Source organism: Variovorax beijingensis (assembly GCF_007828835.1).
GTDB classification, from domain to species: Bacteria; Pseudomonadota; Gammaproteobacteria; order Burkholderiales; family Burkholderiaceae_C; genus Variovorax; species Variovorax beijingensis_A.
Genome location: NZ_VIVL01000004.1, coordinates 161,918 through 188,312 on the forward strand (window position 1 = coordinate 161,918; position 26,395 = coordinate 188,312).

A 26,395-nucleotide genomic window follows, 5' to 3' on the forward strand; every position below is an offset into this window, starting at 1 on the left:
GGATCGGCGCCGCGCAGACACACAACGAAGGAGACAAACCATGAAACGCTGGAGCCTGTTGGCTGCCACGGTGGCTTCGGCCGCCCTTTTCCTGAGCGCATGCGGCGGAAGCGGTGGTGGAGGAGGCGGTGGCTTCGTGCTGCCGCCGCCGGCCGCAACCACGCCCCCGCCGGCAACTGCCGAAGCGCCGAAGTTCAAGCTCGCCATCTCGAAGACCGAGGACGTTGCGGGCAGCTTCGGCAGCGTCGGCACCTACGAGAAGATCACCGGCACCTTCACGGGCGAGGTCGATCCGAAGGACGCGCGCAACGCCATCATCCAGGACCTGCCGCTCGCGCCGCTCAATGCCAATGGCAAGGTCGAGTACAGCTCCGACTTCGTGCTCTTCAAGCCCAAGGACATGAGCAAGGCCAGCGGCGTGCTGCGCTACGACGCGCCGAACCGCGGCAACATCGTCAACCTCGATCCGTACTTTGCGTCGCGCGGCTACGTGTTCCTCACGGCCGCCTGGCAGGGCGACGTGCCGGCCGCGCCCGGCAAGCTCACGCTCCAGGTGCCCGTGGCCCGGAATGCGGACGGCAGCAGCATCACCGGCACCTACCGTGCAGAGCTGTTGCCCACGGCGGCCACCAACGATTCGCTGCCGCTGCCCGGCGGCCCGTTCAATGCGGCCATGCAGGCCTACGCGACGGCGAGCCTGGACAATACGCAGCCCGGCTACGTGCTCACGCGGCGCATCAACGAAGCCGATGCGCGCCAGCTCATTCCCGCGAGCGACTGGAAGTTTGCCAGGTGCAGCGCCGCCGCACCGTTCCCCGGCACGCCCGACGAGACGAACGTGTGCCTCCGGGACAAATGGGACCCGGCCTACATGTACGAGCTGGTCTACGTCGCGAAGGACCCGAAGGTCATGGGCCTGGGGCTCGCGGCCGTGCGCGACATGATCGCCTTCTTCCATCGCGAGGCGAGCGACGCCGCGGGCACCGCCAACCCGGTGGCGGCCGCCATCAAAAACACCATTGCCTCGGGCGTGTCGCAATGCGGCAACTTCATGAAGACCTTCGTGCACCTCGGCTTCAACCAGGACCTCGCGGGACGCAAGGTGTTCGACGGCGTGTTCGCGCAGATTGCGGCGCGCCAGACCAACATCAACATGCGCTTCGCGATTCCGGGCGGCGGCGGAGGCGTGCGCGCCGACCACACGGCCTTCGGCCAGGCCGGCACACGCGGCCTCTCGAAGGACTACGTGGACGACGTGGCGCAGCGCCGCGGCGGCATCCTGTCGCGCTGCGAGGCGAGCGGCACCTGCCCCAAGCTCTTCATCGGCTTCAGCGGCACGGAGTTCTATGTGCTGCAGGGCTCGCCGCTGCTGACCGACGCCTGGGGCACGGCCGACCTCGTGCAGCCGGACAACGCGCGCATCTACTACTACGCGAGCACGCACCACCTGCTGGGCCTGTCCTCGCTGCCGGGCGCGACCGCGGGGGCGCTCTACGCCACCAACGCGAACGCCGGCGTGGTGCCGGTGGTGCGCGCGCTCTACCAGAACCTGGAGGACTGGGTCGTCAAGGGCACGGCGCCGCCCGACAGCCAGGTGCCCAAGCTGGCCGACGCCACGCTGGTGCGCCCGCAGCAGCTGAAGTTCCCGGCCATTCCGGGCGCGAACTACACGGGCCTGGTCAACACCTATTCGCTGCTCGACTGGGGGCCGAACTACCGGCCGCAGGACGAGAGCGGCATCGCCACGCAGGTGCCGCCCGCCTACCTTGGCCGCGACTACGCCATCCTCGTGCCGCAGGTGGATGCCGACGGCAACGACATCGCGGGCATCCGCAGCCTCGACGTGGCGGTGCCCGTGGGCACGAACACCGGCTGGAACTACACCAGCAAGCCGGGCACCATCGACTTGGCGGGCTTGTTCGGTTCGTACTTTCCCTTTGCGAAGACGGCGGCCGAGCGTTCGGGCAGCGGCGATCCGCGGCTCTCGCTGCAGGAGCGCTACACCGACCAGGCCGGCTACGTCGCGGCCGTGACTGCCGCGGCCAACGACCTGGTCGCCAGGCGCTTCATGCTGCGCACCGATGCGGATGCGGCCATTGCCAGCGCGGCGGCGAAGCCGGTGCTGCCCTAGCGCGCGTTCCTGACGGCCGGCGCGGCGTGCACCGCAAAGCCGGCCTCGCCCGGCGCGATGTCGGCGCGCAGGGTGAGCGCGGGGATCTCGTAGTCGCCGGCGTTCTGCGGGCGGAACGGGATCGGCTCGGTGGTTGCGAGCGTGTCGAGCCGGCGGCCCAGCTCTTCGGTGATGCGCGCATAGGCCGCGGCATCGACCTTGCCGGTGCGGTACACCACGAAGGGCGGCAGCACCTCGAAGCCGGGGTAGTAGAGGATGCCGTGGTGGATCGGGAACAGCAGGTCGTCCATCGGGCCGTTGATGCCCCGGGCACTGTAGTGCGAGGCCCAGCCGCCGGTCGTGACCACGAGCATGGCGCGCTTGCCGGCCATCACGCCCTGGCCGAAGCGGTCGCCCCAGTGCCTGTCGGAGTGTTCGCCCACGCCGTAGGCAAAGCCATAGGCGTAGACACGGTCGACCCAGCCCTTGAGGAGGGCCGGCATCGTGTACCACCACAGCGGGAACTGGAAGATCACGGTGTCGGCCCAGAGCAGCTTGGCCTGCTCGGCGGCGACTTCCTCGCGCTGGGTGCCGGCCTCGAAGGCGCGCTGGGAATCGGTGATGGGATCGAAGGGCGCGCCTGGTTCGAGGTGCGCGAAGTCGTCGGCCGCCAGCGTGGCCTTCCATTGCATGGCGTACAGGTCGGACACCTGCACTTCGTGCCCGGACTGCACGAGGCGATCCACGATGAACTGCTTCAGAGAGCCGTTGAGCGAGCGGGCTTCGGGGTGGGCATGGACAAGAAGGATTTTCATGGCTGCATGATTCGTCGGATGAACATGCAGGCAGGTTAGGAGTTGCCGAGCTATATTGGAAATGAATATTCGGAATTCCAGGAATAGCGATGGACAATTTCAAGCGGATCGACCTCAACCTGCTGCTGACGCTCGATGTGCTGCTGGCCGAACGCAGCGTGACCCGTGCTGCCGAGCGCCTGAACCTCTCCCAGCCCTCGGTGAGCGTGCAGCTCTCCCGGCTGCGCGAGGTGTTCAACGATCCGCTGCTGGTGCCCGCGCAGCGCGGCATGCGGCCCACCGCGCGGGCCGACGAACTGCGCGAGCCGCTGCGCGAAGCGCTGGAATCATTGGCTCGCGCGGTGGCGCCCACAAAACCTTTCGACCCCGCCGAGGCGACCACCACCTGGCGCGTGGCCGCGGCCGACTATGCCGAATCGGCGATCCTGCTGCCGGCACTCGCCGGTCTTCGTGCGGCCGCGCCCCATACGCGGCTGGCCGTGGTGGAGGCGGTGCCATCGCGCATGGCTCGGCAGCTGGAGCAGGGGGAGATCGACCTGTTCTTCCACACCAGCGTGGGCGCACCGCCCGGGCTGCACCGGCGCGTGCTGTTCCATGAGCGCTACGTGCTGGCCGGACGCAGCGGCCATCCGCGCCTCAAGCGCCGGCCCACGCTGGCGCAGTTCTGCGCGCTGGAGCATGTGGTGGTGTCGTTGGGCGGTGGCGGCTTTGCCGGCCCCACGGACGATGCACTGGCGCAGCAGGGGCTCGCGCGGCGGGTGGCGCTGTCGGTGCCGCACTTCCTTTTCATGATGTCGGTGCTGGCCGGCACCGACATGGTCGCGATGCTGCCCGAGCGGCTGGCGCGCGGCGCGCCGGGGTTGCGCGTGGTGGAGGCGCCGCTGGAAGTGCCGGGCTACGAGATGGCGATGCTGTGGCACGAGCGGCGGCATCGCGACCCGGGGCATCGCTGGCTGCGGGAGCAGATCGCGGCGAGCCTGTAGGTGCGGGGGCGCGGAGGCCCGGGGCGGAGAATCGCGCCCGCGAGAGCTAATTGCCCTTTGCCTGCCCCGTTGGCGCAGGTGCTTCCGTGTGCATGACACATCGCCAGGCGTCCCCGTCGCGGATCCACGTCGACGTGTCGAGCATGTCCTGTTCCACCTTTTCGGACTTTCCTCTCGGCGACAGAGTCTGATGGGCCTTGTAGCTCAGGACTGCGGTGTCATCGTTGGGAAAGGTGGCCTCCATGTCGCTGAGCTTGAACGACTTGACCACCATGGTCCCGTGCTCCGCCATCTCGCGGTAGCGAGCGTGGTCGAACTTCATCGAGCCATGAGAGCTCACCATGAAGGCCGGTTCGCACAGCAAGTCGATGGCTGTGTTCGTGTCGCTGTCCACCATCGACTGCCAGAATTTCTTTTCAAGAGCGAAGAGTTCGCGGCTTTTGTCTTGCACAGGCGTCTCCTGGGTACGTTGGGAAAGCAACGATCGGGTGCCAGCGGAGTCACGCGTGCAAGGTCACCCGCAGAGTTGCGGTCAGCAGCTTCCTACGAAGCCGCGATGCGCGTCGCCCTCAGATGACCGGCACGCTGGTTTCCTTCAGCACGCGCAGCACGAAGTGCGACTTGCTGTGGCGGATGCCCGGGATCTTGTAGAGCTTTTCGCGCAGCAGCCGTTCGTAGTCGCGCGTGTCGCGCACCGCGATGCGGATGTAGTAGTCGTAGTCGCCCGACACCAGGTAGGCCTCCTGGATCTCTGGAATGGTGGCGAGCACGCGGCCGAAGTCGTAGAGCGTTTCGTCGGTGTGGCTTTCGAGCGTGACCTGAACGATCACCGAGTCGTGGTAGCCGAGCTTGGCCGGGTCCACGTCGATGGTGTAGCGCTTGATCACCCCGTGGGCCTCGAGCTTCTTGATGCGCGTCCAGCAGCTCGTGGGCGACAGGCCGACCTCGCTGCCGATCTCCTGCAGGGTCTTGCGCGAGTCGAGCAGCAGCACCCGCAGGATCGCCATGTCGATCTTGTCGAAAGATCCTTCTTCGTTGGAGGCTGTTTTCCGAAGGGTTTTCATGATTTGGACCGAAAGAGCCAAAAGAAAGAAGCAAATTCTGCATCAGAAGCGGAAGAATCGACGGCATGCGACTGCTCGACCTTCCCCTTCCGTCCTCCCTGGCCCTCCACGCCGCGGCCCATGAGGCTCCCAATCCCGCCGCGCGCATGCGCAACGGCGCCGAGGCCCTGCTCGACACGCTGGTCGCGTGCGGCGTCGACACCATCTTCGGCTACCCGGGCGGCGCCGCGCTGCCGCTGTATGACGCGCTGCACGGCGAACCGCGGCTGCGCCACGTGCTGGTGCGCCATGAGCAGGCCGCAGTGCATGCGGCCGAGGGCTATGCGCGCAGCACGGGGCGCGTGGGCGTGGTGCTGGTCACCTCGGGGCCGGGCGTGGGCAACACCATCACGGGGCTGCTCGACGCCCTGAGCGATTCGGTGCCGGTGCTCTGCATCAGCGGGCAGGTCGCGACCGCGGTGATCGGCACGCAGGCCTTCCAGGAGAGCGATGCGCTGGGCATGTCTCGCCCTGTCACCAAGTGGAACCAGCAGGTGCGGGCGGCGGACGATGTGCCGGCGCTGGTGCGCCGCGCGCTCGAGATCGCTGCCTCGGGCCGGCCGGGGCCGGTGCTGCTCGACGTGCCGAAGGACATCCAGCTCGCGCGCCTCGCACACGGCACCGCGTCGAGGCCGCTGCGCGCGTTGCGCACGGGCAGGGCGGCGCTGCCGCCGAAGGCGATGCTGCAGCGCGCGGCCGACCTGCTCTCCACCGCACGGCGGCCTGTGCTCTATGGCGGCGGCGGGCTGATCAACTCGGGGCCGGCCGCCTGCGAGGCTTTCGCGCAGCTGGTGCAGCGCCTGCATGCACCGTGCACGCTCACGCTGATGGGGCTCGGCGCCTTCCCCGCGTCCGACCCGAAATTCATCGGCATGCTGGGCATGCACGGCATGCTCGAAGCCAACCTTGCAATGCACGAGGCCGACCTGGTGGTGTGCGTCGGTGCGCGCTTCGACGACCGCGTGACCGGCAAGCTCGACGAGTTCTGCCCGCACGCGCGCAAGATCCACATCGACATCGACCCCGGCAGCATCAACAAGGTGGTGAAGGTCGATGTGCCCATGGTGGGCGACTGCGCCGCGATCCTCGAGGCCGTGCTCGCGCTGCTGCCGGCCGAAGGCCTTGCGCCCGGGCGGCTTGCACCCTGGTGGGAACGCATCCAGCGCTGGCGCGCCGAGCAGTGCCTGCGCTTTGCGCCGCGCGGCGATGCGATCCTGCCGCAGCAGCTGATGGCGTCGCTGCAGCGCGCCATCGCGGGGCGCGACGCGATCGTGTCCACCGACGTGGGCCAGCACCAGATGTGGGCCGCGCAGTACCTGCGCTTCGACCGCCCGCGCCGCTGGCTCACCTCGGGCGGCGCCGGCACCATGGGCTATGGGCTGCCCGCGGCCATCGGCGCCCAGATCGGCCACCCCGATGCGCTCACAGTCTGCGTGAGCGGCGATGCCTCGGTGCTCATGAACATCCAGGAGCTTTCGACCGCCGTGCAGCATCGCGCGCCGGTGAAGCTGGTGCTGTGCAACAACGGCTACATGGGCATGGTGCGGCAGTGGCAGGAGCTCAACCATGGCAACCGGCTGAGCCACAGCTGGAACGAGGCGCTGCCCGACTTCGTGGCGCTGGCCAAGGCCTTCGGCTGGGGAGCGCGCCGCGTGTCGGACCCGGCCGCGCTTGAGGCTGCGCTGGCCGAATGCCTGGCCAGCGAAGGCCCGTTCTTCCTCGACGTGCAGGTCGCGGCGCAGGAGAACTGCTTTCCGATGATGCCGGCCGGGTGTGGGCACCACCGGGTGATGCTCTCGAAGGACCGGTGGTACGAAGAGGCCTGAGGTACGCTCAGGACTTGATGAACGCCAGCAGGTCGGCGTTGAACTTGTCCTTGTGCGTGTCGGTCAGGCCGTGCGGCGCGCCGGGGTAGACGATGAGCTTGCTGTTCTTCACCAGCTTGGCTGAGGCCAGGCCCGAGGCGCCGATCGGCACGATCTGGTCGTCGTCGCCGTGGATGATGAGCGTGGGCACGTCGAACTTCTTCAGGTCTTCGGTGAAGTCGGTTTCCGAGAACGCCTTGATCGAGTCATAGGTGTTCTTGTGGCCGCCGAGCATGCCCTGCGCCCACCACGAGTCGATCAGTCCCTGCGAGACCTTGGCGCCCGGCCGGTTGAAGCCGAAGAAGGGGCCCGAGGGCACATTTTTATAGAACTGCGAGCGGTTGGCGAGCTGCGCTGCGCGCAGGCCGTCGAACACTTCCATCGGCAGCCCGCCGGGGTTGGCGGCCGTCTTCAGCATCTGCGGCGGCACGGCCGAGATCAGCGCAGCCTTGGCCACGCGCTTGGTGCCGTGGCGGCCGATGTAGCGCGCCACCTCGCCGCCGCCCGTCGAGAAGCCGACCAGGATGGCGTTCTTCAGGTCCAGTGTTTCGATGACGGTGGCCAGGTCGTCGGCATAGGTGTCCATGTCGTTGCCGTTCCAGGGCTGGCTCGAACGGCCGTGGCCGCGGCGGTCATGCGCCACGGCGCGGTAGCCCTGCGATGCCAGGAACAGCATCTGCGATTCCCAGCTGTCGGAGTTGAGCGGCCAGCCGTGGCTGAACACGACAGGCTGGCCGGAACCCCAGTCCTTGAAGTAAAGCTGGGTGCCGTCCTTGGTGACGATGGTGTTGCTCATGGTCTGCTTTCCTTTCGAAGAGGCGTGAACCGCGCCGGCTTTCGGCGCGGCGGTGGAAGCGGCGGATGCCGCCCTGGAGAAGCCGGTCGCCACGAGGGCTCCGGCTGCAATGGAAGCGCCGCCGGCCAGCAGGCCGCGGCGGGTCGGGGTGACGGTGAGATTCTTGCTGTTTGCAGACATGGTGCGTTCCTTTGTTGACATGGTTGAGGTCGAATAAACTATCGCTCGTATTAATATCGCATGCGATATAAATGGCAAACCCTCATGCGTTCCTGTCGAGATTCGACCGCAGCGCCAGCAACTGGGCGCGCAGGACGCCGATTTCCTTGGGTGCCAGTTCCATCGCCTGCGCGACGCATGACGGAAGGGCTTTGGCCTTGCCGCGAAGCGTCCGGCCTTCGGCGGTGAGGGACACGATGACCTGGCGCTCGTCCGATGCCGACCGCACGCGCTGGATCAGGCCTCGTGCCTCGAGCCGTTTCAGCAGGGGCGTGAGTGTGGTGGTCTCGAGCGCCAGCCGCGTGCAGATCTCGGAGACGTTGATGCCGTCTTTCTCCCACAGCACGAGCATGACAAGGTACTGCAGATAGGTCAGGTCCAGGTCGTGCAGGAGGCCGCGGTAGACCTTGTTGAGGCTCAGCATCGTCGAATAGAGCGCGAAGCAGAGCTGCTCGTCGAGCGCCAGCGAATCGCCCTGCGGGGCGTTGAGGGGCTTGGCGGCAAGACGCTTGGAAGGCATGGGCCGGATATTAGATCGCATGCGATCTAATGGCAAGCGATATTTAACGCGGGCGCCGGTCGGCTTTCAGAGAGGCGCCTTGCGGAAAGCCCCGGGCGGGGCGCCGAACTGGCTCCTGAAGCAGCGGCTGAAGTGGCTGGCATCGCCGAAGCCGCAGCGGTATGCGATCTGCGCAACGCTCAGGTGATCGAGCCTACGGTTCGTCAGCTCGTCCCTCGCGCGTTCCAGGCGGCGTGCCTTCAGGTAGGCACCGTATTGCGTGCGCTGCATCTCGAACAGCCGGTGCGTGAGCCGCCTGGAGATGCCCAGGTCCTTTGAGATCGCATCGACCGACAGCTCCGGGTCGCCGAGGTGCACCTCGATGAAGGCCACGAGCCGTTGCCAGCGGTCGCGCTCGCGGCGCTTGCCGTCGGCGGCGTCCTCGTCCACCGATTCGCAGTAGGTCGCGGCCAGCAGCGAGACGAAGGACTGCTCGGAAAAATAGGCCAGCGCCGGCGTGGCCTGTGCCGGGCCCGGGAACACATGGTTCATGTGCGTGCGCGCAGTCTCGGCCAGCCGCGAATCCGGCCGTGCGATCGAGGGCACGAAGCGCTCGTGGAGGTCTGCATGGATGCCGAAGAACCGGTTGGCCGGCACGCGCAGCATCACCAGCTTGCCGGGCGTCGCCAGCGTGCAGGTGGAGGGGAGCCGGGTGGTGCGGAAGGTGATGTCGCCCTGGCGGAAGGGCATTTGCCTGCCGCCCTGCTCGATGCTGCCTTCGCCTTGGATCGCGATCATCGCCAGCACGTCGCCCGTGCCGCCGGGAGATGCGAGCGCCGTGTCGTGGCGCACCGCGAGCGGTGTCGAGGTGAAGCTGATGGCCAGGCCGCCGCCCACGAGGCGGCAGGCCTCGAGGCTCATGCGCGGGTTGCTGTCCTGCACGCTGAGCTCGCCGGGGTAGACCAGCGAGTCGAGCGCGGTCGAGTAGCCCCGCACGTCTCCCGGATAGAACGGGCGAAAGCAGGGTGCGAAGCTCAGGTCGGATGCGGTGTCGTGGTGCATGGTGGGACTCCTGCCGTTGGCCCGCACGCTTCGTGCCAAGCGGCTGCAGTCTAGGCGGCGGCGCGCCTCGCAACGATCGAGACTTTCCACTAGCCAGGACCTGTGTACCCGGTGATCCATCCGGTTGGCACACTGGATCAATACGGCGGCGCGCACGCTCAAGAGAAAAACGCGCGGCGCTTCTTACATTGAGCGCGACCGCCAATGCACAGGAGCCACAACGTGAGCGATACGAACCCAAGGAACCACGACATCCCCGGCCCGTCTCTCGACGGACTCACCGGCGGCAGCTGGAGCGAGGCCGAGAAGCTCGCGCTCAGCTGCCGCATCCTGGCCAGGGAAGGGCACTCCGAAACCCTGGCCGGACAGGTCACGGTGCGGCAGGCGGACGGCAGCTTCCTGACCACGCCGCTCGCCCATGCCTTTGGCGAGATCCGTGCGCAATCGGTCATCCGCATCGACGATTCGCTGCGCGTGCTCGAAGGCCGTGGCGTGCCCAACCCCGCGGTGCGCTTTCACCTGTGGGTCTACAGGCGCAGGCCCGATGTGAACTGCGTGATCCACACGCACCCGCCATATGTGTCGGCACTGTCGATGACGGGCGAGCCGCTGCAGATCGCGCACATGGACGCCACGCCTTTCTTCGACGATTGCGCCTTCCTGCCGGAGTGGCCCGGCCTGCCGATCGCCGACGTCGAGGGCGAGATCATCTCGGCCGCGCTGGGCCAGAAGCGCTGCGTGCTGCTGGCCAACCACGGCTTCCTGGCCGCGACGCCGACGATCGAGGAGTCGCTCTACCTGTCGGTGCTCATCGAGCGCGCGGCCCGCAACCAGCTGGTTGCGCAGTCGGCCTACGGGCGGCTCAAGCTGGTGGATCCGGCGCTGGCGAAGGAGTCGCACGACTTCCTGCTGCAGCGGAGCATCGTCAATGCGAGCTTTGCGATGTTCGCGCGGCAGCTTCCCCAGGAGGGCGCATGAGCAGCATCGCCTCGCCATTGCAGGGTACCGTGGGAAAAGAGCGCCAGAGCGTGTGGAAGATCGGCGCCGCCACCATGGTCGGCACGGCCATCGAGGCCTTCGACTTCCTTGCCTACGGCACCGCCGCGGCGCTGGTGTTCAACAAGCTTTTCTTCCCCAACTTCGACCCGGCGGTCGGCACGCTGGCCGCCTTCGGCACTTTTGCGAGCGGCATGCTGGCAAGGCCGTTGGGCGGCATCGTCTTCGGGCACTTCGGCGACCGGCTGGGCCGCAAGTCGATGCTCACGCTGAGCCTTCTGATGATGGGCATCTGCACCGTGCTGATCGGCCTCCTTCCCACCTACGAGTCGATCGGCCTGTGGGCTGCGGTGCTGCTGGTTCTGCTGCGCATCGGGCAGGGGCTGTCGTTCGGTGGCGAACTCGGCGGCGCGATGCTGATGGCCGTGGAGCATGCGCCGCCCAAGTGGCGCTCGCTGGTCGGCAGCATGCCGCAGATGGGCGCGCCCGTCGGCGTGCTGCTGTCGTCGGGCGCCTTCGCGCTGGTGACGCAACTGCCCGAAGCCAGCTTCCTGAGTTGGGGCTGGCGGCTGCCATTCCTGGCGAGCGCGGGGCTGATCGTGCTGGGCGTGTTCATCCGCATGAAGGTGGAGGAGTCGCCCGAGTTCATGCAGGTCAAGGTGCACCAGAAGACGGCGGTGCTGCCCGCGCGCGAAGTCGTCGTGGCGCATCTGAAGCCCTTGCTGCTGACCATCGGCGGCAAGCTGGCCGAGGTGACGCTGATCTACACGGTCCTGGTGTTCTCGATCTCGTATGCGACCAGCCGCCTCGGGTTCTCTCGCGCCGACGCGCTGCAGGCGCTGATCGCCGGGTCGGCGGCAATGGTCTTCACCATTCCGGCGAGCGGCTGGCTCGCGGACAAGGTGGGCGCGCGGCGGCTCTATGTGTTTGGCGGGCTGTTGCTGGCGATCATGGCGGTGCCGTTGTTCCAGGCCATCGGCAGCGGATCGCTCACGGCCTACACCGTGGCGATGGTGGTGGCACTGTCGATCAACTATGCGTTGATGTTCGCGCCGCAGTCCAATCTCTATGCCGCGCAGTTTCCGCCCGAGTTGCGATATTCGGGCATCTCGATCGGCATACAGTTCGCGGCTGCGCTGGGCGGCGGCCTGGCGCCGATCATCGCGGCGACGCTGGTGGCCAGGTATTCGAGCATCGTGCCGGTGGGCGTCTATGTCGCCGTGCTGGGCCTGATTGCCGCGGTGTCCGCGTACCTGATGCGGCCCACGGCGAACGAGTGATTGTCAGGAGTGCCCGTCCACCCGCATCTGAAAGAGGAAGTAGGGCGGAATGCAGGCCCCGCGCCCTTCGGGCTGGCCCTCGGCCTGGGCGCAGATGAAGTCGTCTCGGCAAGGCTGCTGCGCCGAGCAGCTGCGCAGCTTGCCGGGCCGCGTGTGCCTGCCCAGGCATTCGCCGAAAGGCCGGTTCGCAGCCAGGCACTGGTTGAAGTCGCTGAGGATGGCAATGCCGCCGCAGGTGCCGTTCCTGTCCAGCGGATCGCACGGGCCCGAGCACATGCCGCCGGGAAAGCCGACCGAGGTTTTCTCGCACACGGAGTGCGCGCCTTCGCAGGCGACGCGCGGCAGTTTCTCGGCGCGGTCCAGCCACGGGTTGGCCGACTGTGTGATGCGGGTGGGCTCGCAGCTTGCGCCGACCGTGGCTTTCTCCGGTGCGGCGTCCGTGCCCTCCGGTTCGGCGAGCGGCCGGAACGGATCGGGCTGCGGCGCGGACAGCGCGGCGTGCACATAGCGGCCGCGCCGCGCCAGTTCGTCCTGCAGGTGCGGCGAATGCGGCAGCGCCAGCGCATTGCCCGCCGTGAAGGTGCGCGATGCGCCGCGCCGGTCGACGCCGAGCAGGTGAAAGCCCGCGACCGCGCGGCTCTGGTGGCAGCCCATACAGCTGAGGTCGTCGAGGCGGCGCAGCAGCGCCTGCGGCGATGGCAGCGTGCGGCTGCCGGGCACGGGCTGCCATTCGCCGGGCGGGAAGAGCTGTGCGAACGGCCGGTTCGCCAGCCGCGCAAGGCCGCGCGGCGCCACCGAGATGGCCTCGGTCGCCAGGAACTTCTCAGGGATTTGCAGGGTGGCCTCGTCAAGCGTGCGCAGGTTGTCGGGCTGCTGCAGCCACTGCCGCAGCTCCTTGCGCAGCGGGGCATTGGCCTTGAGCCGCGCGACATCGGGGGTGTTCTCGAGCGGGGCCACGTCGAAGCGCCGCGTGCCGGCATTCCAGCGGAAGGCACGCAGCATGTACTCCGCATGGCCGCCGAGATCGGGCCGCACCGCCGAGGGCCAGCGCACGCTCTGCAGGTTGGTGGTGATCTGCGCGATGCGCGCGGGCGCGAGGCGCTGCGGCGCCAGCGGACCGTCGGCCGACACCAGCCAGCGGCCGAGCGCCTCGTCCTGCATCGAGGGCTGCGGCGGCTGCCAGCGCCGCGCGGTGCTCGCGCAGCTGCCGTCGGCATCGGGCGCATCGCCGCGCAGTTCCACGTTGACGGTCATCGGCAGGCGCGACTGCATTGCGGCGGTGCGGTAGGCGAGCCGGTACACCAGCCGCGTCTCGCCGCAGGCGCCGCGCTGGAACGGCCGGCGGTCCATGCGGTTGGCGACGCCCACCAGCTCGAAGAATGCGTCGGGGCTCGCCAGCCAGCGCGCATCGAACAGCCGGTGCGGATAGCGCGAGATGCCGACGCCGGCCTGCCGGTCGCTGCGCTGGATGCGCGCGATGCTGTCGCCGAGCGGCGTGGCGATGGATTGCCACGCCGGCGTGCGCATCAGCACCTGGTTGTTCGCGATGCCGTCGGCTGAAGCGGGTGCGTCGCCGATCCAGTGGGCGAAGCCGGCGCCGGATTTCTCGGCGGCCTGCAGGGCCGCCGGCGAGGTGACGAGAAGCACGGGGTCGGCCGCGCGCGCGGCGGGCGCGGCGAGAGCGAGTGCCAGCGCAAGGCCGGCGGGCAGGCAGTGGTCGAGGAGCGGCACGCCGGCGATTGTGCCGCGCCGCTCAAGCGAAGACTTTCTCGGCGCAGGGTTCCGCTTCGGGCGATGCGAGCGAGGCCAGCGGCCGCGGCGTGGCCTCGAGCAATGCCCGCGTGTAGCCGTGGCGCGGTGCATCGAACACCGCGTCGCGCGTGCCCTGTTCCACGATGCGGCCGCGTTCCATCACGATGACGCGGTCGGCAATCTGCTCCACCGCAGCCAGGTCGTGGCTGATGAACAGGCAGGCGAAGCCGTGGTGCGCCTGCAGGCTCTGGAACAGGCGCAGCACCTGGGCCTGGATGGTCATGTCGAGGGCCGAGACGGGTTCGTCCGCCACCACGAAAGCCGGGCGCCTGACCAGGGCGCGCGCAATCGCCACCCGCTGGCGCTGGCCGCCGGAGAGTTCGTGGGGGTAGCGTGCGCCGAGTGGGCCGAGACCCACTTCGTCGAGCGTTTCATGCACACGGCGCGCGCGCGCCGGGGCATCGAGTTCGGGCAGATGGCGCAGCGGTTCGGCCACGATCTCGTGCACGCGCATGCGCGGGTCGAGCGAGGAGAACGGGTCCTGGAACACGAGTTGGCACGCCAGGCGGAAGCGGTGCAGCGCCGCGCGGCCGGCGCTGCGCACGTCTTCGCCGCGAAACAGGATCTGGCCGCCTTGCGACGCCGCCAGCCGCAGGATCGCGCGGCCGAGCGTGGTCTTGCCCGAGCCGCTGCCGCCCACCAGCGCGACCATCTCGCCCGGATGGATGTCGAGGTCGAGCGAATCGATCACGCGCTGCGGCGGGTGGCGCCTGAACAGGCCCGCGCGTGCGCCGGGGTAGCTCACGCTCAGGCCGCGCACCTGCAGCAGCGGCGGTTGCTGCGCGGCGGCAGCCTTTGCCTTCGCATCCTGCCGGCGCGGCAGCGCATCGACCAGCTTGCGGGTGTAGGGCTGCTGCGGCGCGACGAGGATGCCGGGCACGTGGCCGGTCTCGACCAGCCGGCCTTTCTCCAGCACGATGGCGCGCTGCGCATAGCGGCCCACCAGGCCCAGGTTGTGGGTGATCAGCAGCACGGCCGTGCCCTGGTCCCTCGCAAGGCCGACCATCAGGTCGAGCACCTCGCGCTGGCTCAGCGTGTCGAGCGCGGTGGTTGGCTCGTCGGCGATCAGCAGGCGCGGCTTCAGCAGCATCACGCTGGCCAGCATGATGCGCTGGCGCATGCCGCCCGAGAACTCGTGCGGGTAGGCGTTCATGCAGCGCTCGGGCTCGGCAATCTGCACGCGGCGCAGCATGTCGAGGCAGCGCGCGCGGATCTCGGCGGCCGAAAGCGCGGTGTGCATGCGCAGGCCCTCGGCCATTTGCTCGCCGATGCGGTGAACCGGGTTGAGCGACACCATCGGCTCCTGGAACACCATGCCGATGCCGGGCCCGCGGATCGGGCGCATCGCCTTCACGTCGCGCGTGGCCAGGTCTTCGCCGTCGAACACGATGCGGCCGCCGGTCTGCGCGATGCCCGGCGGCAGCAACTGCAGGATGGCGCGCGCGGCCATGGTCTTGCCGCTGCCCGATTCGCCCACCACCGCGAGGAACTCGCCCGCATGCACGTCGAACGAGAGGTCGTGCACCAGCGCCTGCGCGCCTCCGCGCAGTTCGATCTTCAGTTGCTGGACCGAGAGCACCGGCTGTGCGGTTGGCAATGCGGCACTCATGATTTCTCCGTCCGTGGATCGAGCCGGTCGCGCAGCGATTCGCCCAGCAGGTTGATGCCCAGCAGCGTGAGCGCGATGCACAGGCCCGGCACGATGCACAGCCATACGGCGGAGGCCATGTAGGGCCGCGCGCTCGAGAGCATGTTGCCCCAGGTGGGTGCCGGCGGCGGCACGCCCAGGCCGAGGAAGCTCAGCGCGCTTTCCGACAGCAGCACCCAGCCGAACATGCTGGTGGCGAGCACCGCGACGGGCGCAATGCAGTTGGGCAGCACGTGGCGCCACATGGTGTAGGCCTCGGAGTTGCCGATCATGCGCGAGGCCTCGACATATTCGCGCTCGCGCAGCGACAGCACCGTGCCCCGCACCACGCGCACCACCGAAGGGGCATAGGCCAGGCTCAGCGCCAGCACGATACCCCACTGGTTGGCGCCGACGATCACCATCACGCCCAGCGCCAGCAGCAGGCCCGGAAAGGCCAGCAGCGCATCGTTGAGTGCCATGAGCACGCGGTCGGTCCAGCCGCGCAGGAACCCCGCGACCACGCCCGCGAGCAGGCCGATGGAGGTGGCCAGCACCACCGTGAGCAGCGCGACCAGGCAGCTGGTGGAAGCGGCGCGCATGGCGCGGCTGGCCACGTCGCGGCCGAACTCGTCGGTGCCCAGCCAGTGCACGGTCGAAGGCGGCTGCAGCTTGCTGCGCAGGTCGATGCCCAGCGGGTTGTAGGGGGTCCACACCGCGGCCACCAGCGCCATGGCCAGGAGCCCGGCCACGAGCGCGCCGCCGATGAGGGTATGCGTCTTGAATTTCATCACTGCACGGACACTCGCGGATCGAACAAGGGGTAGCACATGTCCACGATCAGGTTGATGGCCACGTAGATGCAGGCCGTGAACAGCAGGCAGCCCTGCAGCACCGGATAGTCGCGCGCGAAGATCGAATCGATCATCAGGCGGCCGAGGCCGGGCAGGGTGAACACCGTCTCGAGCACGGCGATGCCGCTGAGCAGGTGGCCCAGGATCAGCCCGATCATGGTGAGCGTGGGATTGAAGGCGTTGGGCAGCACGTGGCGGCGCAGCACCTGGCTCTCCGGCACGCCCTTGGCGCGGGCATGCGTCACGTATTCCAGCCGCAGGATCTCGATGGTGCTGGCTCGCGACATCCGCGTGAGCACGCCGGTTTCGACCAGCGCGAGCGTGGCCACCGGAAGAATCACATAGAGCAGCCCCTGCGTGAAGTTCTCCGCCATCGGCACGTAGCCGACCACGGGCAGCCAGCCCAGGTACTGGCCGAAGAACATGAGCAGCAGCAGGCCGAGCCAGAAGCTCGGCACCGAGAGCATCAGCGTGGAGGCGCCGACGATGGCCAGGTCGGCCGCACGGTCCTTGCGCCAGGCGGCGACCAGGCCGGCGGGCACGGCGATGAGCGTGGCAATGGCCACTGCCGCCAGCACGATCACCGCGCTGACCTGGAAGCGTTCCAGGATCAGCGGCAGCACCGGCAGGCTGTTGGTGGTCGACACGCCAAGGTCGCCGGCCAGCGCATGGCGCAGCCAGACCAGAAACTGCGCCGGCAGCGGCTGGTCGAGCCCCATCTGGCGGCGCATGAGATCGAGCTGCGCCGGGTCGGCACCTTCGCCCAGCATGAGCTGGACCGGATCGCCGGGAATCAGCCGCATCAGCGTGAAGACCGCGACGGCGACCAGCAGCAGCGTCGGAATCGTCATCGCGACCCGGCGCAACAGATAAGCGAGCATGGTGGCCTGGCCTCAGGAGCGGGCGTCGAGCCGCACGTTCCAGAACCGCGGCTTGGCGGGGGCCCAGCCCTTGAAGCCGGTCACGCTCTTGCGCATGGCGGTGGCATCGCTGGCGTTGAAGAGCACCACCATCGGCACGTCCTGCAGCATCTGGCGATGCATCTCGTCGAAGAGGCTCTGGCGCCGTGCCTTGTCGCTCGCGGTCATCGATTCGGCGAGCCGGGTTTGCGCAAAGGCGCTGTCCCACACCTTGCGCGGCTGGGTTGCCTTGGGCCCCGACACCATTTCGTAGTTGAGCGAGGGATCGATGCGCGCCGAATAGATGAAGGCCATGGCCTGGTACTGGCCCTTGGTGTAGCGGTCGAGCTGGGTGGCCCAGTCGAGCACCTCGAGTTCGACGTTGATGCCGGCCTCGGCCGCCATCGCCTGCATCAGCACGGCGGCGGAGTAGAGCGCCTCGTAGCGCTTGTTGGCAAGCAGGCGGATCGGCTGCCCCCGGTAGCCCGCTTCGGCCAGCAGCTTCTTCGCCGCGCCCAGGTCGCGCTTGTAGCCGCTGGCCTGCGCCGGGCTGTAGTAGGGGCTGGACGAGGGCACCACCGAGTTGTTGACGGGCGAGAGGCCCTCGGTCACGGTGCGCGCGATTTCAGGCGTGTCGAGTGCAAGGGCGAGCGCGCGGCGCACGCGCACGTCCTTCAGCACCGGGTCGGTGGTCTGCAGCAGCAGCGCCACCATGCTCATCACGGGCGTGGTGTCGACGATCACGTCGCTGCGCGCGCGCATTTCGACCACGTCCGACGGGCTGGGGCTCAGGAAGGCATCGATGCCGCCGCTGTAGAGCGCGGCCTTCGCGGCCGCCGAATCGGGAATGACGGCGAAGCGCAGGTTCTCGATCTCGGCCTTCTTGCCGCCGGTGTATCCGTCGCGCGGTTCGGCGCGCGAGACGTAGCCTTCGAAGCGCGTCAGCTCCACGTACTGGCCGCGCTTCCATTCCTTGATCCGGTACGGACCCGTGCCCACGGGTTCCTTCCACTGGCCGTCGGCGCCTGCCGAGCTGCGGTGCAGCACCGCGGCGCTGCCGCAGTCGGGGCGCGCCATCATCGGCAGGAAGAGGCTGCTCGCGCGCTCGAGCTTGAAGACCACCGTCTTCGGATTGGGCGCCTCGATCGACAGCACCTTGGTCATTCCCTTGCCGTCGAACTCGGACAGGCAGCGCCAGCCGCTGGTGGGCTTCAGGTAGCGCTGCCAGCTCCATACCACGTCGTCCGCGGCGAGCGTGGCGCCGTTGTGGAACTTGACGCCGTCGCGCAGCGTGAAGGTGTAGGTGAGCCCGTCGGCCGAGGTGTCTATGCGGCTTGCCAGCATGGGGCCGACGGAAGTGTCTTCGCGCAGCGCGACCAGGCCCTCGACCACATGCAGCAGCACGTTGTCGGTGTTGTCGTCGCGGTTGCCGCCGGGGTCGGTGGAACGGATGTCGGAGTTGATCTGTATGCGCAGCGTCTGGCCGGCGCCGTTCTGGGCCAGGGCCGAAGCCGTCGTCCAGAGGCACAGGCCCGCGGCGGCGATGCGCATCGGCCAGCGCAGGCGCGGGCGTGCAAGAGGCGCCGCCTTGGCGGCCGGGCGGGGTCGGGGCAGTTTCATGGAAACACTCCTGGCGAGGGCTGGGCGTGGCATGTCAGAGGGAATACTCGGTGAACCGGTGGGCCTTGAAGGGAGCCGGTGCGATACGCATCCTGCGTGCCGCCGGGTCCATGACGATGGTGGCCACTGTGGCCGACGACGCACCCCCGGGGCCCGCGCTCGGGCTTCGGCACACGGCGCGCGGTGCGCCGAAGCGGTCCTGCAGTGCGTCGAGCACGTCCTGCTCGGTGAGGTCGCCCGCGCGCTTGTGCAGCGCCTCGGTCACCCGCCGGTCGCGGTAGAGCGAGTCGGGCGTGGTTTCCAGGCTGCGGTCCACCACGCGTGCCAGCGCGGCCGCCGTCTTGAAGTGGTTGGCGTGCACCAGGATGCCGTTCTCCGGCTGTTGCCAGAAGACCTGCTCCGGGCAAGTTTCCAGGCTCACCGCCTCACCCTCCGCGTGCGTGAGGATCATGTTGTTGGATATCGAGCGCGCCGTGCGGCACACCACGCCCAGCGCATTGGCATAGAGCTCCGACTGCAGGATGCCGCGGCGGATCAGCGCCAGCGGCACGCCTTGCTGCCTGCCGTCGCCATCGGCCTTGATGAAGTTGCCCGTCACCGCGATGCCGGCGCTGTTGAGCCCGGCGCGTGCCAGCGTGCCCGCTTCGGCGAAGGTCAGCATGGCCGGGCCCTTGGCGGGCTGGATGCGCAGCACCACGCCGAGCTCCAGGCTCTCGACGCGCCAGTCCCAGTTCTGCGCGTGGATGAGCCTGCCGTCGCGCGCGGCGGAGGGCATCACCACCACGCCTGTGCAGCCGTCGGGCGGCTCGGTGGCTTCGAGCTGCGCAAAGGCATAGAGCATCTCGCTGCGCGCATTGAGCGCGATGATGTCCTCGGCCGGGACGCCCGCGCCTTCGGCCACGCCCTCGATCTCGCGCAGCATGCCGGCGTCGAAGGCCTCGATCACCGGCATGAAGCGGCGTGCGAGCGCGCGGGTGCGGTCCCAGCCGAGGCCCACGCGTTCGAAGGCCAGCCGATAGGTCCGCAGGCTCAGGTCGATGCGGTCGCCGGCCGCGCGGCCGTACTGCTGGCCGCACTGGCGCGCGTCGCCTTCGATGTCGTAGAGGGGGAATGATTCGATGTTGTCCATGTTCATGCTTCCTTGTCCGTCGGGCGCGCAGTCTGCGCGATGGCTGTGCGCAGGGCATCCACGATCTGCCCGATGTGTTCGCGCCCGATCGTGAGCGGCGGCGAGAGCGCGATGGTGTCTCCCACCGAGCGCACCAGCACGCCCAGCTCGACGCATTGCTGCGCCACCGCTTGCGCGTGCGTGCCCGGACCGTCGGCCCAGGCCTGCAGCTCGATGCCGCCGAGCAGACCCGTGTTGCGGATGTCGATCACCCCCGGCAGGCCGCGCAGGCCATGGATCGCGTCCTCGAAGAAAGGCGAGAGCGCTGCCGCCTGCGCGATGAGCCCGTCTTCGGTGTAGGCGTCCAGCGTGGCCATCGCGGCCGCGCAGGCCAGCGGATGGCCCGAATAGGTGTAGCCGTGCGAGAGCTCGATGGCGCCGACGCTTCCCTGCATGAAGGCGTCGTGGATTCCGTCGCGCATCAGCACGGCGCCCATCGGCACGGCGCCGTTCGTGAGGCCCTTGGCGGCGGTGATGAGGTCTGGCGTCACGCCGAACAGATCGGCCGCGAAGTTGGCACCGAGGCGGCCGAAGCCGGTGATGACTTCGTCGAAGATCAGCAGCACGCCGTGCCGGTCGCAGATTTCGCGCAGGCGCTTCAGGTAGCCGCGCGGCGGCGGCAGCACGCCGGTCGATCCGGCCACGGGCTCGACGATCACCGCGGCCACGGTCGAGGCGTCGTGCAGCGCAAACAGGGCTTCGAGCGCATCGGCCTTGTCGATGCCGTGCTCGGGCTGTCCGCGCGAGAACGCATTGCGCACGAGGTCGTGCGTGTGGGGCAGGTGGTCCACGCCATTGAGCAGCGGCCCGAAGGTGCTGCGCTGGCGGCCGATGCCACCCACCGAGATGCCGCCGAACCCCACGCCGTGATAGGCGCGCTCGCGGCCGATCAGGCGGTAGCGGCCTGCGTCGCCGCGCGCCCGGTGATAGGCCAGCGCGATCTTGAGCGCGGTGTCGACCGACTCCGAGCCGGAATTGGTGAAGAAGACGTGGTTCATGCCCTCGGGCGCGAACCGGGCGAGGCGCTGCGCGAGTTCGAAGGCCGCGGGATGGCCGATCTGGAAATTCGAGGCGTAGTCGAGCACGTCGATCTGCGCCTTCATGGCTGCGCTGACCCGCGGGTTGCGATGGCCGGCGTTCACGCACCAGAGGCCGGCGATGGCGTCGAGCACACGGCGGCCGTCGGCCAGGTCGTAGTGCAGGCCCTCGCCGCCGACGATCAGCCGCGGCGACTGCTTGAACTTGCGGTTGGGTGTGAAGGGCATCCAGAACGCCTCGAGCGAAGGCGCAATGCCGGTGGTCGGCGCGGCAGCGGCAGAGGAGGGGGGCAGGGTGTCGGCAAGGGCCACGAGTAGGTTTCTCCGTTGGGAAACGACCCGGTGCCCGGGTCGCCGTGGGGCCGATCTTAGGAATGAAGATTGTATTTTTGACGCAAGATGTACATGGTTTTTCGAGGCGAAAAATACAAAGATGCCATGATCATGGCCCCTTCGAACGATGAACAAGCCGATCGCATCCATCCCGCCCCTGACGCAGCGCGTGAGCCGCTACATCCTCGACCAGGCGTTGGCGGGCGGCTACGAGAACGGCCGCCACATGACCGAGGCCGACCTGGCCGGCCGGCTGGGCATTTCGCGCACGCCGGTGCGCGCTGCGCTGCGCTTTCTTCATGAGCGCGATGTGCTGGCGCACGCGCCCAACCGCGGCTACACGCTGGTTGCCGGCCGCGAGGCGCTGGCGCTGGTGCGGCGCGAACTGCCCGAAGACGAAGAGAAGACGCTTTACTACCGGCTGCTGCGCGATCGCCTGTCGGGCAAGCTGCCCACGCGCGTGAACGAACTCGAACTCGCGCAAGGCTACGGCGTGGCGCGGGCGCTGCTGCGCACCGTGCTCACCACGCTGCTGCAGGACGGCGTGCTGCGCGGGCGGCACTATCAGCGCTGGGAATTCACCGAAACGCTGGACTCCGTCGAAAGCGAACGCGAGAGCTACCGGTTTCGCCTCACGGTCGAATGCGCGGCATTGCGCGAGCCCGGCTTTCGCGTCGACCACGAAAGGCTGCTCGCCTGCCGCGAACGCCAGCGCGCGCTGCTGGCGCAGGCCTCGCGGCATTCGTGGATGGACTTCTTCGAGGCCAATGCGCAGTTCCATGAACTGCTTGCCGCCGCCTCGGGAAATCGCTTCATCCTGGACGCGGTGCGGCAGCAGAACCGGCTGCGGCGCATGTCGGACCTGTCGGACTATCCGTTGGTGAACATCGACCTGCTGCACACCTCATGCCGCGAACACCTGCAGATCCTCGAGGCGGTGGAAGACAACGACCTCGAGGGCGCCGCGGCACACATGCATTCGCACCTGAGCCGGGCAAGCGACCTGGTCGAGCGCCGGGCAATGGGCGTGCTGGGCGATTGAGCATCAAAGGCTGGCGAGCGGAAATTCCTCGGCGCTGAAGACCGTGTGGAAGACCGTGCCGTCGAACATCTCGAACAGGTGCTTCGAGACCTCGCGGCTTTCGTAGCGCACCGGCGAATCGAGCGCATGCGCGATGTCTTCGCGGCTCGCATAGCGGGTCGACAGCACCATGGCGAGTTCGGGATCGCTCACGTCGCTCTCGATCTGGCGCAGCACGCGCACTTCGAGCACGCCCGGAAAGCGCGTCCACAGCGGCACCAGCTTTTCGTGCACGTGCCGGTCGAAAGCCTCTTCCATGCCGGCCTTGACCCGGCCCCGGAAAAACGCGCAACGGATGAACATGGTGATCTTCTTTCTGTGGATGGCCAATATGCGCTTCAGCCGCGCGCGTAGCCGTTGAACTGCCGCATCATGGCGGCCGTGTCTTCCGCCCCGAGCCCGGCCGCGACGAAGGCGCGGTGCAGCTCGGAGACCGCGCCCGCGAGCGGCAGCGGCAGGCGTTCGCCCTGTGCAAAGGCCTGCACCGCCTCGAGGTCCTTGAGCATGTTGTCGATGCGGCCGGTGGGCGTGAAATCGCGCGCGGCCATCTTGGGGCCGAACTCGCGCAGGATCTGGCTGTCGGCCCGGCCACCGGCCAGCGCGGCGTGCAGCTTCGACGCATCGACGCCGCCAGCCTCCGCCAGCCGCACCGCCTCGGCCACGGCCTGGAAGCCGATGGCGCAAAGCAGCTGGTTGACCAGCTTGGTGGTCTGGCCCGCGCCGCTTTCGCCCATGCGGGTGTAGTTGGCGCACAGGCTGTCCATCACGGCGCGTGCGCGTGCCACGTCGTCCTTGCTGCCGCCTGCCATGACCGTCAGCTGCCCGAGCAGGGCCTTGGGGGCACCGCCCGACAGCGGCGCATCGACGAAACCCATGCCCGTGCGCTCGCGCAGCGACTGCGCGAGCCGGCGCGTGGAGGCCGGGTCGATGGAAGACATGTCGATCAGCAGCCGTTGCGGATCGGCGGGCGCGGCAGCGGCCACGCCGGCTTCGCCGAAGAGCGCGCGCTCCAGCACCGCCGCCGAGTTGAGGCTGGTGATGACGAAGCCGCTCGCCGACGCGGCTGCAGCCGCGGTGCCGGCGGCGCGCGCGCCCTGCTGCTGCAGCGCGGCGACCTTGGCGGCGTCGAGGTCGAACACGCACACCGCGTGGCCGCATTCGAGCAGGCGGCGCGCAATGGCCGAGCCCATGATGCCCACGCCGATCACGGCCACGCGCTGGCCAGGCTGCGCGGCCATGAATCAGAGGCTGGCGGTGATGCCGCCGTCCACGTACAGGATGTGGCCGTTGACGAAGCTCGATGCGTCCGACGCCAGGAAGATCGCCGCGCCGCCGAGTTCTTCCACCTCGCCCCAGCGCCCGGCGGGCGTGCGGCCGGAGAGCCAGGCCGTGAAGGCTTCATCGGCCACCAGCGACTGCGTCAGCTCGGTCTTGAAATAGCCCGGCCCCAGGCCGTTGACCTGGATGCCGTGCTTGCCGAGGTCGATCGCCATGCCCTTGGTGAGCATCTTCACCGCGCCCTTGGTGGCGGCATAGGGTGCGATGCCCGGGCGGCCGAGTTCGCTTTGCACCGAGCAGACGTTGATGATCTTGCCGCGCTTGCGCTCGATCATGCGCTGCGCCACGAAGCGGCCGACGAAGAACACGCTGTCGATGTTGGTGGTGGTGATCTTGTGCCAGGCATCGATCGGGAACTCCGCGAACGCGCCGCGATGCTGCATGCCCGCGTTGTTGACCAGGATGTCGATGGCGCCGACTTCGGCTTCGATGCGGGCCACGCCGGCCTCCACGGCGGCGGCGTCGGTCACGTCGAAGGCCATGGCCTCGGCTGCAACGCCCCGGGCGCGCAGCGCGTCGCGCGCGGCTTCGAGTGCGGCGGCATCGCGCGCATTGAGCACGATGCGCGCGCCGGCCGAGCCCAGTGCCGCGGCCAGCGCGAAGCCGATGCCCTTGCTGGAGCCGGTGATGAGGGCGGTGCGCCCGGTCAGGTCGAAGAGTTTCAAGCGGGGCTCCAGGAGGGATGGCGGAATGCGTGGCGGTGGCAATGCAAATACGTTACCGGTATCTTATTGTGCCGTCAATGGTGGAAACCTTCGTGGGGCTTCCATCAGGCAGGGTGGCAACGCAGTTAAAGTTACCGGTATCTATTTTGCGCAGCCGCGCCATCCCCGCAGGAGAATCCGCTTGACCGCTGTCCCCCGACCCCCGCATGTGCTGATGCCCGGCCCCTATCCGGAATGGGATATGGAGCCGATGCAGGCGAGCTACACGCTGCTTCGCTGGTGGGAGGCGCCGGACCGGCAGGCCTTCATCGCCGAGCACGCCGCGGACATCCGCGCCGTGGCCACGCGCGGCGAGCTCGGTGCCAGCGCCGAGCTGATCGCATCGCTGCCGGCGCTGGAGCTGATCGCCTGCTATGGCGTGGGCACCGACGGCATCGACCTTGCGGCCTGCCGTGCGCGCGGCATCCGCGTGACCAACACGCCCGACGTGCTCAACGGCGACGTGGCCGACCTGGCCGTGGGCCTCGCGCTCGCGCTGCAGCGGTCCATTCCAGCCGGCGACCGCTTCGTGCGCAGCGGCGAATGGGCCAAGGGCCCGATGCCGCTGGCCACCCGCTTCTTCGGCCAGCGCGTGGGCATTGCCGGCTTCGGACGCATCGGCAGCACCATCGCGCGGCGGCTCTCGGGCTTCGAGATGGAGCTGGGCTACTTCAGCCGCACGGCGCGCGAGGACAGCCCGCATCGCCACTTCGCCAGCCTCGCGGCCATGGCCGAATGGTGCGACGTGCTGATCGTCATCCTGCCCGGCGGCGAGGCCACGCGCGGCATCGTCGATGCGAAGGTGCTGCAGGCGCTCGGCCCCAAGGGCTGGCTCGTGAACGTGTCGCGCGGCACCACGGTGGACGAGGGCGCACTGCTGCAGGCGCTCGAGCAGCGCGCCATCGCGGGCGCGGCACTCGACGTGTTCCAGAACGAGCCGCGCATCGACCCGCGCTTTGCGGCGCTCGACAATGTGGTGCTGCACCCGCACCATGGCAGCGGCACCGAGCAGACGCGCCGCGCCATGGGCGAGCTGGTCCGCCGCAACCTGCAGGCCCACTTCGGCGGCCAGCCCCTCGTCACCCCGGTCGCCTGACGGCCTGAAGGAGAAATCCCATGCGTATGCGCTGTATGTGCCTCGTGATCCATGCCCCCGACGACCTGCGCCTGGAGGAACAGGACGCCGGAGACATCGGCCCGGGCCAGGTGCTGGTGAAGGTCGGCATGGGCGGCATCTGCGGCTCCGACCTGCATTACTTCCACCACGGCGGCTTCGGCACCGTGCGCATCAAGGAGCCGATGGTGCTGGGCCACGAGGTGGCCGGCACCGTGGTGGCCACGGCGCCCGGCGTCGACAGCGTGCGCATCGGCGACAAGGTGGCGGTCAATCCGAGCCGCCCCTGCGGCGCCTGCAAGTTCTGTCTCGAAGGCCTGCCCAACCAGTGCCTGGACATGCGCTTCTACGGCAGCGCCATGCGCACGCCCCACGTGCAGGGCGCGTTCCGCAACATGCTGCTGTGCGAGGCCACCCAGTGCGTGAAGGTGGCCGACCATGTGCCGCTGCGTCTGGCGGCGCTGGCCGAGCCGTTCTCGGTGGGGCTGCATGGCGTGTCGCGCGCAGGCCCCCTGCTGGGCAAGCGCGTGCTGGTGTCGGGCTGCGGGCCCATCGGCGTGCTGGCCATCGCGGCCGCGCGTGCGCACGGTGCGGCCGAGATCACCGCCACCGACGTGGTCGACGAGCCGCTCGCCATCGCGCGCGCCATGGGGGCCGACCATGCCATCAACGTTGCGCAGGACAAGGGCTGGGTGTCGCGCTATTCGGCCGACAAGGGCACCTTCGACGTGATGCTCGAATGCTCGGGCAACGAACGTGCCCTGCGCGACGGGCTCGAGGTGATGCGCCCGCGCGGCGTGGTGGTGCAGCTGGGCCTGGGCGGCGACGTGAGCATCCCGCAGAACATGGTGGTGGCCAAGGAGCTCAGCATCTGCGGCTCGTTCCGCTTCCATGCGGAATTCGCACTGGCGGTGCGGCTCATCAACGAAGGGCGGGTCGACCTGTCGCCGGTCGTGTCGCACACCTTCCCGATGCAGCAGGCGCGCGAGGCTTTCGAGCTGGCGAGCGACCGGAAGCAGGCGATGAAGGTGCTGATCGACTTTGCCGACACCGGCGCCGAAACCGCCGCGGCCTGAACGC

The 26,395-nt window shown here is 68.6% G+C and carries 24 protein-coding genes; 8 read left to right on the forward strand and 16 right to left on the reverse strand.

What is annotated here, in order from left to right; translation table 11 throughout:
* Window positions 1-40: 40 nt before the first annotated feature.
* A complete protein-coding gene (locus FB547_RS14295; protein ID WP_145743279.1) occupies window positions 41-2,131 on the forward strand; it encodes an alpha/beta hydrolase domain-containing protein in 2,091 nt (696 codons plus the stop codon).
* Here the strand turns inward: FB547_RS14295 and FB547_RS14300 are convergent.
* Window positions 2,128-2,925, reverse strand: coding sequence for an NAD(P)H-dependent oxidoreductase (locus tag FB547_RS14300; protein ID WP_145743281.1), 798 nt, complete (start codon window positions 2,923-2,925; stop codon window positions 2,128-2,130). The genes FB547_RS14295 and FB547_RS14300 overlap by 4 nt on opposite strands.
* A gap of 89 nt (window positions 2,926-3,014) precedes the next feature.
* Here FB547_RS14300 and FB547_RS14305 point away from each other — a divergent pair, with 89 nt between their 5' ends.
* Window positions 3,015-3,908 (forward strand): LysR family transcriptional regulator, encoded by an 894-nt coding sequence (locus FB547_RS14305; protein ID WP_145743284.1) that lies wholly within the window; start codon window positions 3,015-3,017, stop codon window positions 3,906-3,908.
* 46 nt (window positions 3,909-3,954) lie between these two features.
* On the opposite strand, the gene FB547_RS14310 is transcribed toward FB547_RS14305, so the two are convergent.
* Window positions 3,955-4,359: a nuclear transport factor 2 family protein gene (locus FB547_RS14310; RefSeq protein WP_145743286.1), complete on the reverse strand. Its 405-nt coding sequence runs from the start codon at window positions 4,357-4,359 to the stop codon at window positions 3,955-3,957.
* Window positions 4,360-4,477: 118 nt separating this feature from the next.
* Window positions 4,478-4,972 (reverse strand): Lrp/AsnC family transcriptional regulator, encoded by a 495-nt coding sequence (locus FB547_RS14315; RefSeq protein WP_209535244.1) that lies wholly within the window; start codon window positions 4,970-4,972, stop codon window positions 4,478-4,480.
* A gap of 65 nt (window positions 4,973-5,037) precedes the next feature.
* Between FB547_RS14315 and ilvB the strand changes: the two genes are divergently transcribed.
* Entirely contained in the window at window positions 5,038-6,837 is a 1,800-nt protein-coding gene (ilvB, locus tag FB547_RS14320; RefSeq protein WP_145743288.1) for a biosynthetic-type acetolactate synthase large subunit, read from the forward strand.
* A 7-nt stretch (window positions 6,838-6,844) separates the two neighbouring features.
* On the opposite strand, the gene FB547_RS14325 is transcribed toward ilvB, so the two are convergent.
* From FB547_RS14325 to FB547_RS14335, 3 genes are all read right to left on the reverse strand, one after another.
* The gene (locus FB547_RS14325; protein ID WP_186454166.1) at window positions 6,845-7,852 is read right to left on the reverse strand and encodes an alpha/beta fold hydrolase; all 1,008 of its coding nucleotides are present in this window, start codon (window positions 7,850-7,852) and stop codon (window positions 6,845-6,847) included.
* Window positions 7,853-7,934: 82 nt separating this feature from the next.
* Complete coding sequence (locus FB547_RS14330) at window positions 7,935-8,411, reverse strand: MarR family winged helix-turn-helix transcriptional regulator (RefSeq protein WP_145743290.1); 477 nt, start codon at window positions 8,409-8,411, stop codon at window positions 7,935-7,937.
* Window positions 8,412-8,477: 66 nt separating this feature from the next.
* Entirely contained in the window at window positions 8,478-9,452 is a 975-nt protein-coding gene (locus FB547_RS14335; protein WP_186454167.1) for an AraC family transcriptional regulator, read from the reverse strand.
* Window positions 9,453-9,656: 204 nt separating this feature from the next.
* Here FB547_RS14335 and FB547_RS14340 point away from each other — a divergent pair, with 204 nt between their 5' ends.
* A complete protein-coding gene (locus FB547_RS14340) occupies window positions 9,657-10,430 on the forward strand; it encodes an aldolase (RefSeq protein ID WP_145743294.1) in 774 nt (257 codons plus the stop codon).
* Window positions 10,427-11,728: an MFS transporter gene (locus tag FB547_RS14345; protein ID WP_145743296.1), complete on the forward strand. Its 1,302-nt coding sequence runs from the start codon at window positions 10,427-10,429 to the stop codon at window positions 11,726-11,728. Before FB547_RS14340 ends, FB547_RS14345 begins: the two co-directional genes overlap by 4 nt.
* 3 nt (window positions 11,729-11,731) lie before the next feature.
* On the opposite strand, the gene FB547_RS14350 is transcribed toward FB547_RS14345, so the two are convergent.
* From FB547_RS14350 to FB547_RS14380, 7 genes are read right to left on the reverse strand one after another with little or no spacing between them, the layout of a single operon-like run.
* Window positions 11,732-13,459, reverse strand: a complete 1,728-nt coding sequence (locus FB547_RS14350) for a hypothetical protein (protein ID WP_145743298.1) — start codon at window positions 13,457-13,459, stop codon at window positions 11,732-11,734.
* Window positions 13,460-13,481: 22 nt separating this feature from the next.
* Window positions 13,482-15,149, reverse strand: a complete 1,668-nt coding sequence (locus tag FB547_RS14355; protein WP_145743300.1) for a dipeptide ABC transporter ATP-binding protein — start codon at window positions 15,147-15,149, stop codon at window positions 13,482-13,484.
* Complete coding sequence (locus FB547_RS14360) at window positions 15,146-15,958, reverse strand: ABC transporter permease (protein ID WP_145743302.1); 813 nt, start codon at window positions 15,956-15,958, stop codon at window positions 15,146-15,148. Before FB547_RS14360 ends, FB547_RS14355 begins: the two co-directional genes overlap by 4 nt.
* Window positions 15,958-16,902, reverse strand: coding sequence for an ABC transporter permease (locus FB547_RS14365; RefSeq protein WP_145743304.1), 945 nt, complete (start codon window positions 16,900-16,902; stop codon window positions 15,958-15,960). Before FB547_RS14365 ends, FB547_RS14360 begins: the two co-directional genes overlap by 1 nt.
* Window positions 16,903-16,914: 12 nt before the next feature.
* The gene (locus FB547_RS14370; protein ID WP_261380284.1) at window positions 16,915-18,540 is read right to left on the reverse strand and encodes an ABC transporter substrate-binding protein; all 1,626 of its coding nucleotides are present in this window, start codon (window positions 18,538-18,540) and stop codon (window positions 16,915-16,917) included.
* Window positions 18,541-18,574: 34 nt separating this feature from the next.
* Complete coding sequence (locus tag FB547_RS14375; RefSeq protein WP_186454168.1) at window positions 18,575-19,669, reverse strand: C45 family autoproteolytic acyltransferase/hydolase; 1,095 nt, start codon at window positions 19,667-19,669, stop codon at window positions 18,575-18,577.
* A 2-nt stretch (window positions 19,670-19,671) separates the two neighbouring features.
* Complete coding sequence (locus FB547_RS14380; protein ID WP_145743854.1) at window positions 19,672-20,973, reverse strand: aspartate aminotransferase family protein; 1,302 nt, start codon at window positions 20,971-20,973, stop codon at window positions 19,672-19,674.
* A gap of 232 nt (window positions 20,974-21,205) precedes the next feature.
* On the opposite strand from FB547_RS14380, the gene FB547_RS14385 reads away from it, so the two are divergent.
* A complete protein-coding gene (locus FB547_RS14385) occupies window positions 21,206-22,120 on the forward strand; it encodes a GntR family transcriptional regulator (RefSeq protein ID WP_145743308.1) in 915 nt (304 codons plus the stop codon).
* 3 nt (window positions 22,121-22,123) lie between these two features.
* Here FB547_RS14385 and FB547_RS14390 read toward each other — a convergent pair whose 3' ends face one another.
* From FB547_RS14390 to FB547_RS14400, 3 genes are read right to left on the reverse strand one after another with little or no spacing between them, the layout of a single operon-like run.
* Window positions 22,124-22,462, reverse strand: a complete 339-nt coding sequence (locus tag FB547_RS14390; RefSeq protein ID WP_145743310.1) for an antibiotic biosynthesis monooxygenase — start codon at window positions 22,460-22,462, stop codon at window positions 22,124-22,126.
* 35 nt (window positions 22,463-22,497) lie between these two features.
* On the reverse strand, window positions 22,498-23,397 hold the full coding sequence (locus FB547_RS14395; protein ID WP_145743312.1) for an NAD(P)-dependent oxidoreductase: 900 nt from the start codon (window positions 23,395-23,397) through the stop codon (window positions 22,498-22,500).
* Window positions 23,398-23,400: 3 nt separating this feature from the next.
* Window positions 23,401-24,162 (reverse strand): SDR family oxidoreductase, encoded by a 762-nt coding sequence (locus FB547_RS14400; protein WP_145743314.1) that lies wholly within the window; start codon window positions 24,160-24,162, stop codon window positions 23,401-23,403.
* Window positions 24,163-24,376: 214 nt separating this feature from the next.
* Here FB547_RS14400 and FB547_RS14405 point away from each other — a divergent pair, with 214 nt between their 5' ends.
* Together FB547_RS14405 and FB547_RS14410 are read left to right on the forward strand one after the other, a co-directional pair.
* On the forward strand, window positions 24,377-25,297 hold the full coding sequence (locus FB547_RS14405; protein ID WP_145743856.1) for a 2-hydroxyacid dehydrogenase: 921 nt from the start codon (window positions 24,377-24,379) through the stop codon (window positions 25,295-25,297).
* Window positions 25,298-25,317: 20 nt separating this feature from the next.
* Window positions 25,318-26,391, forward strand: coding sequence for an L-idonate 5-dehydrogenase (locus FB547_RS14410; protein ID WP_145743316.1), 1,074 nt, complete (start codon window positions 25,318-25,320; stop codon window positions 26,389-26,391).
* Window positions 26,392-26,395 lie beyond the last annotated feature (4 nt).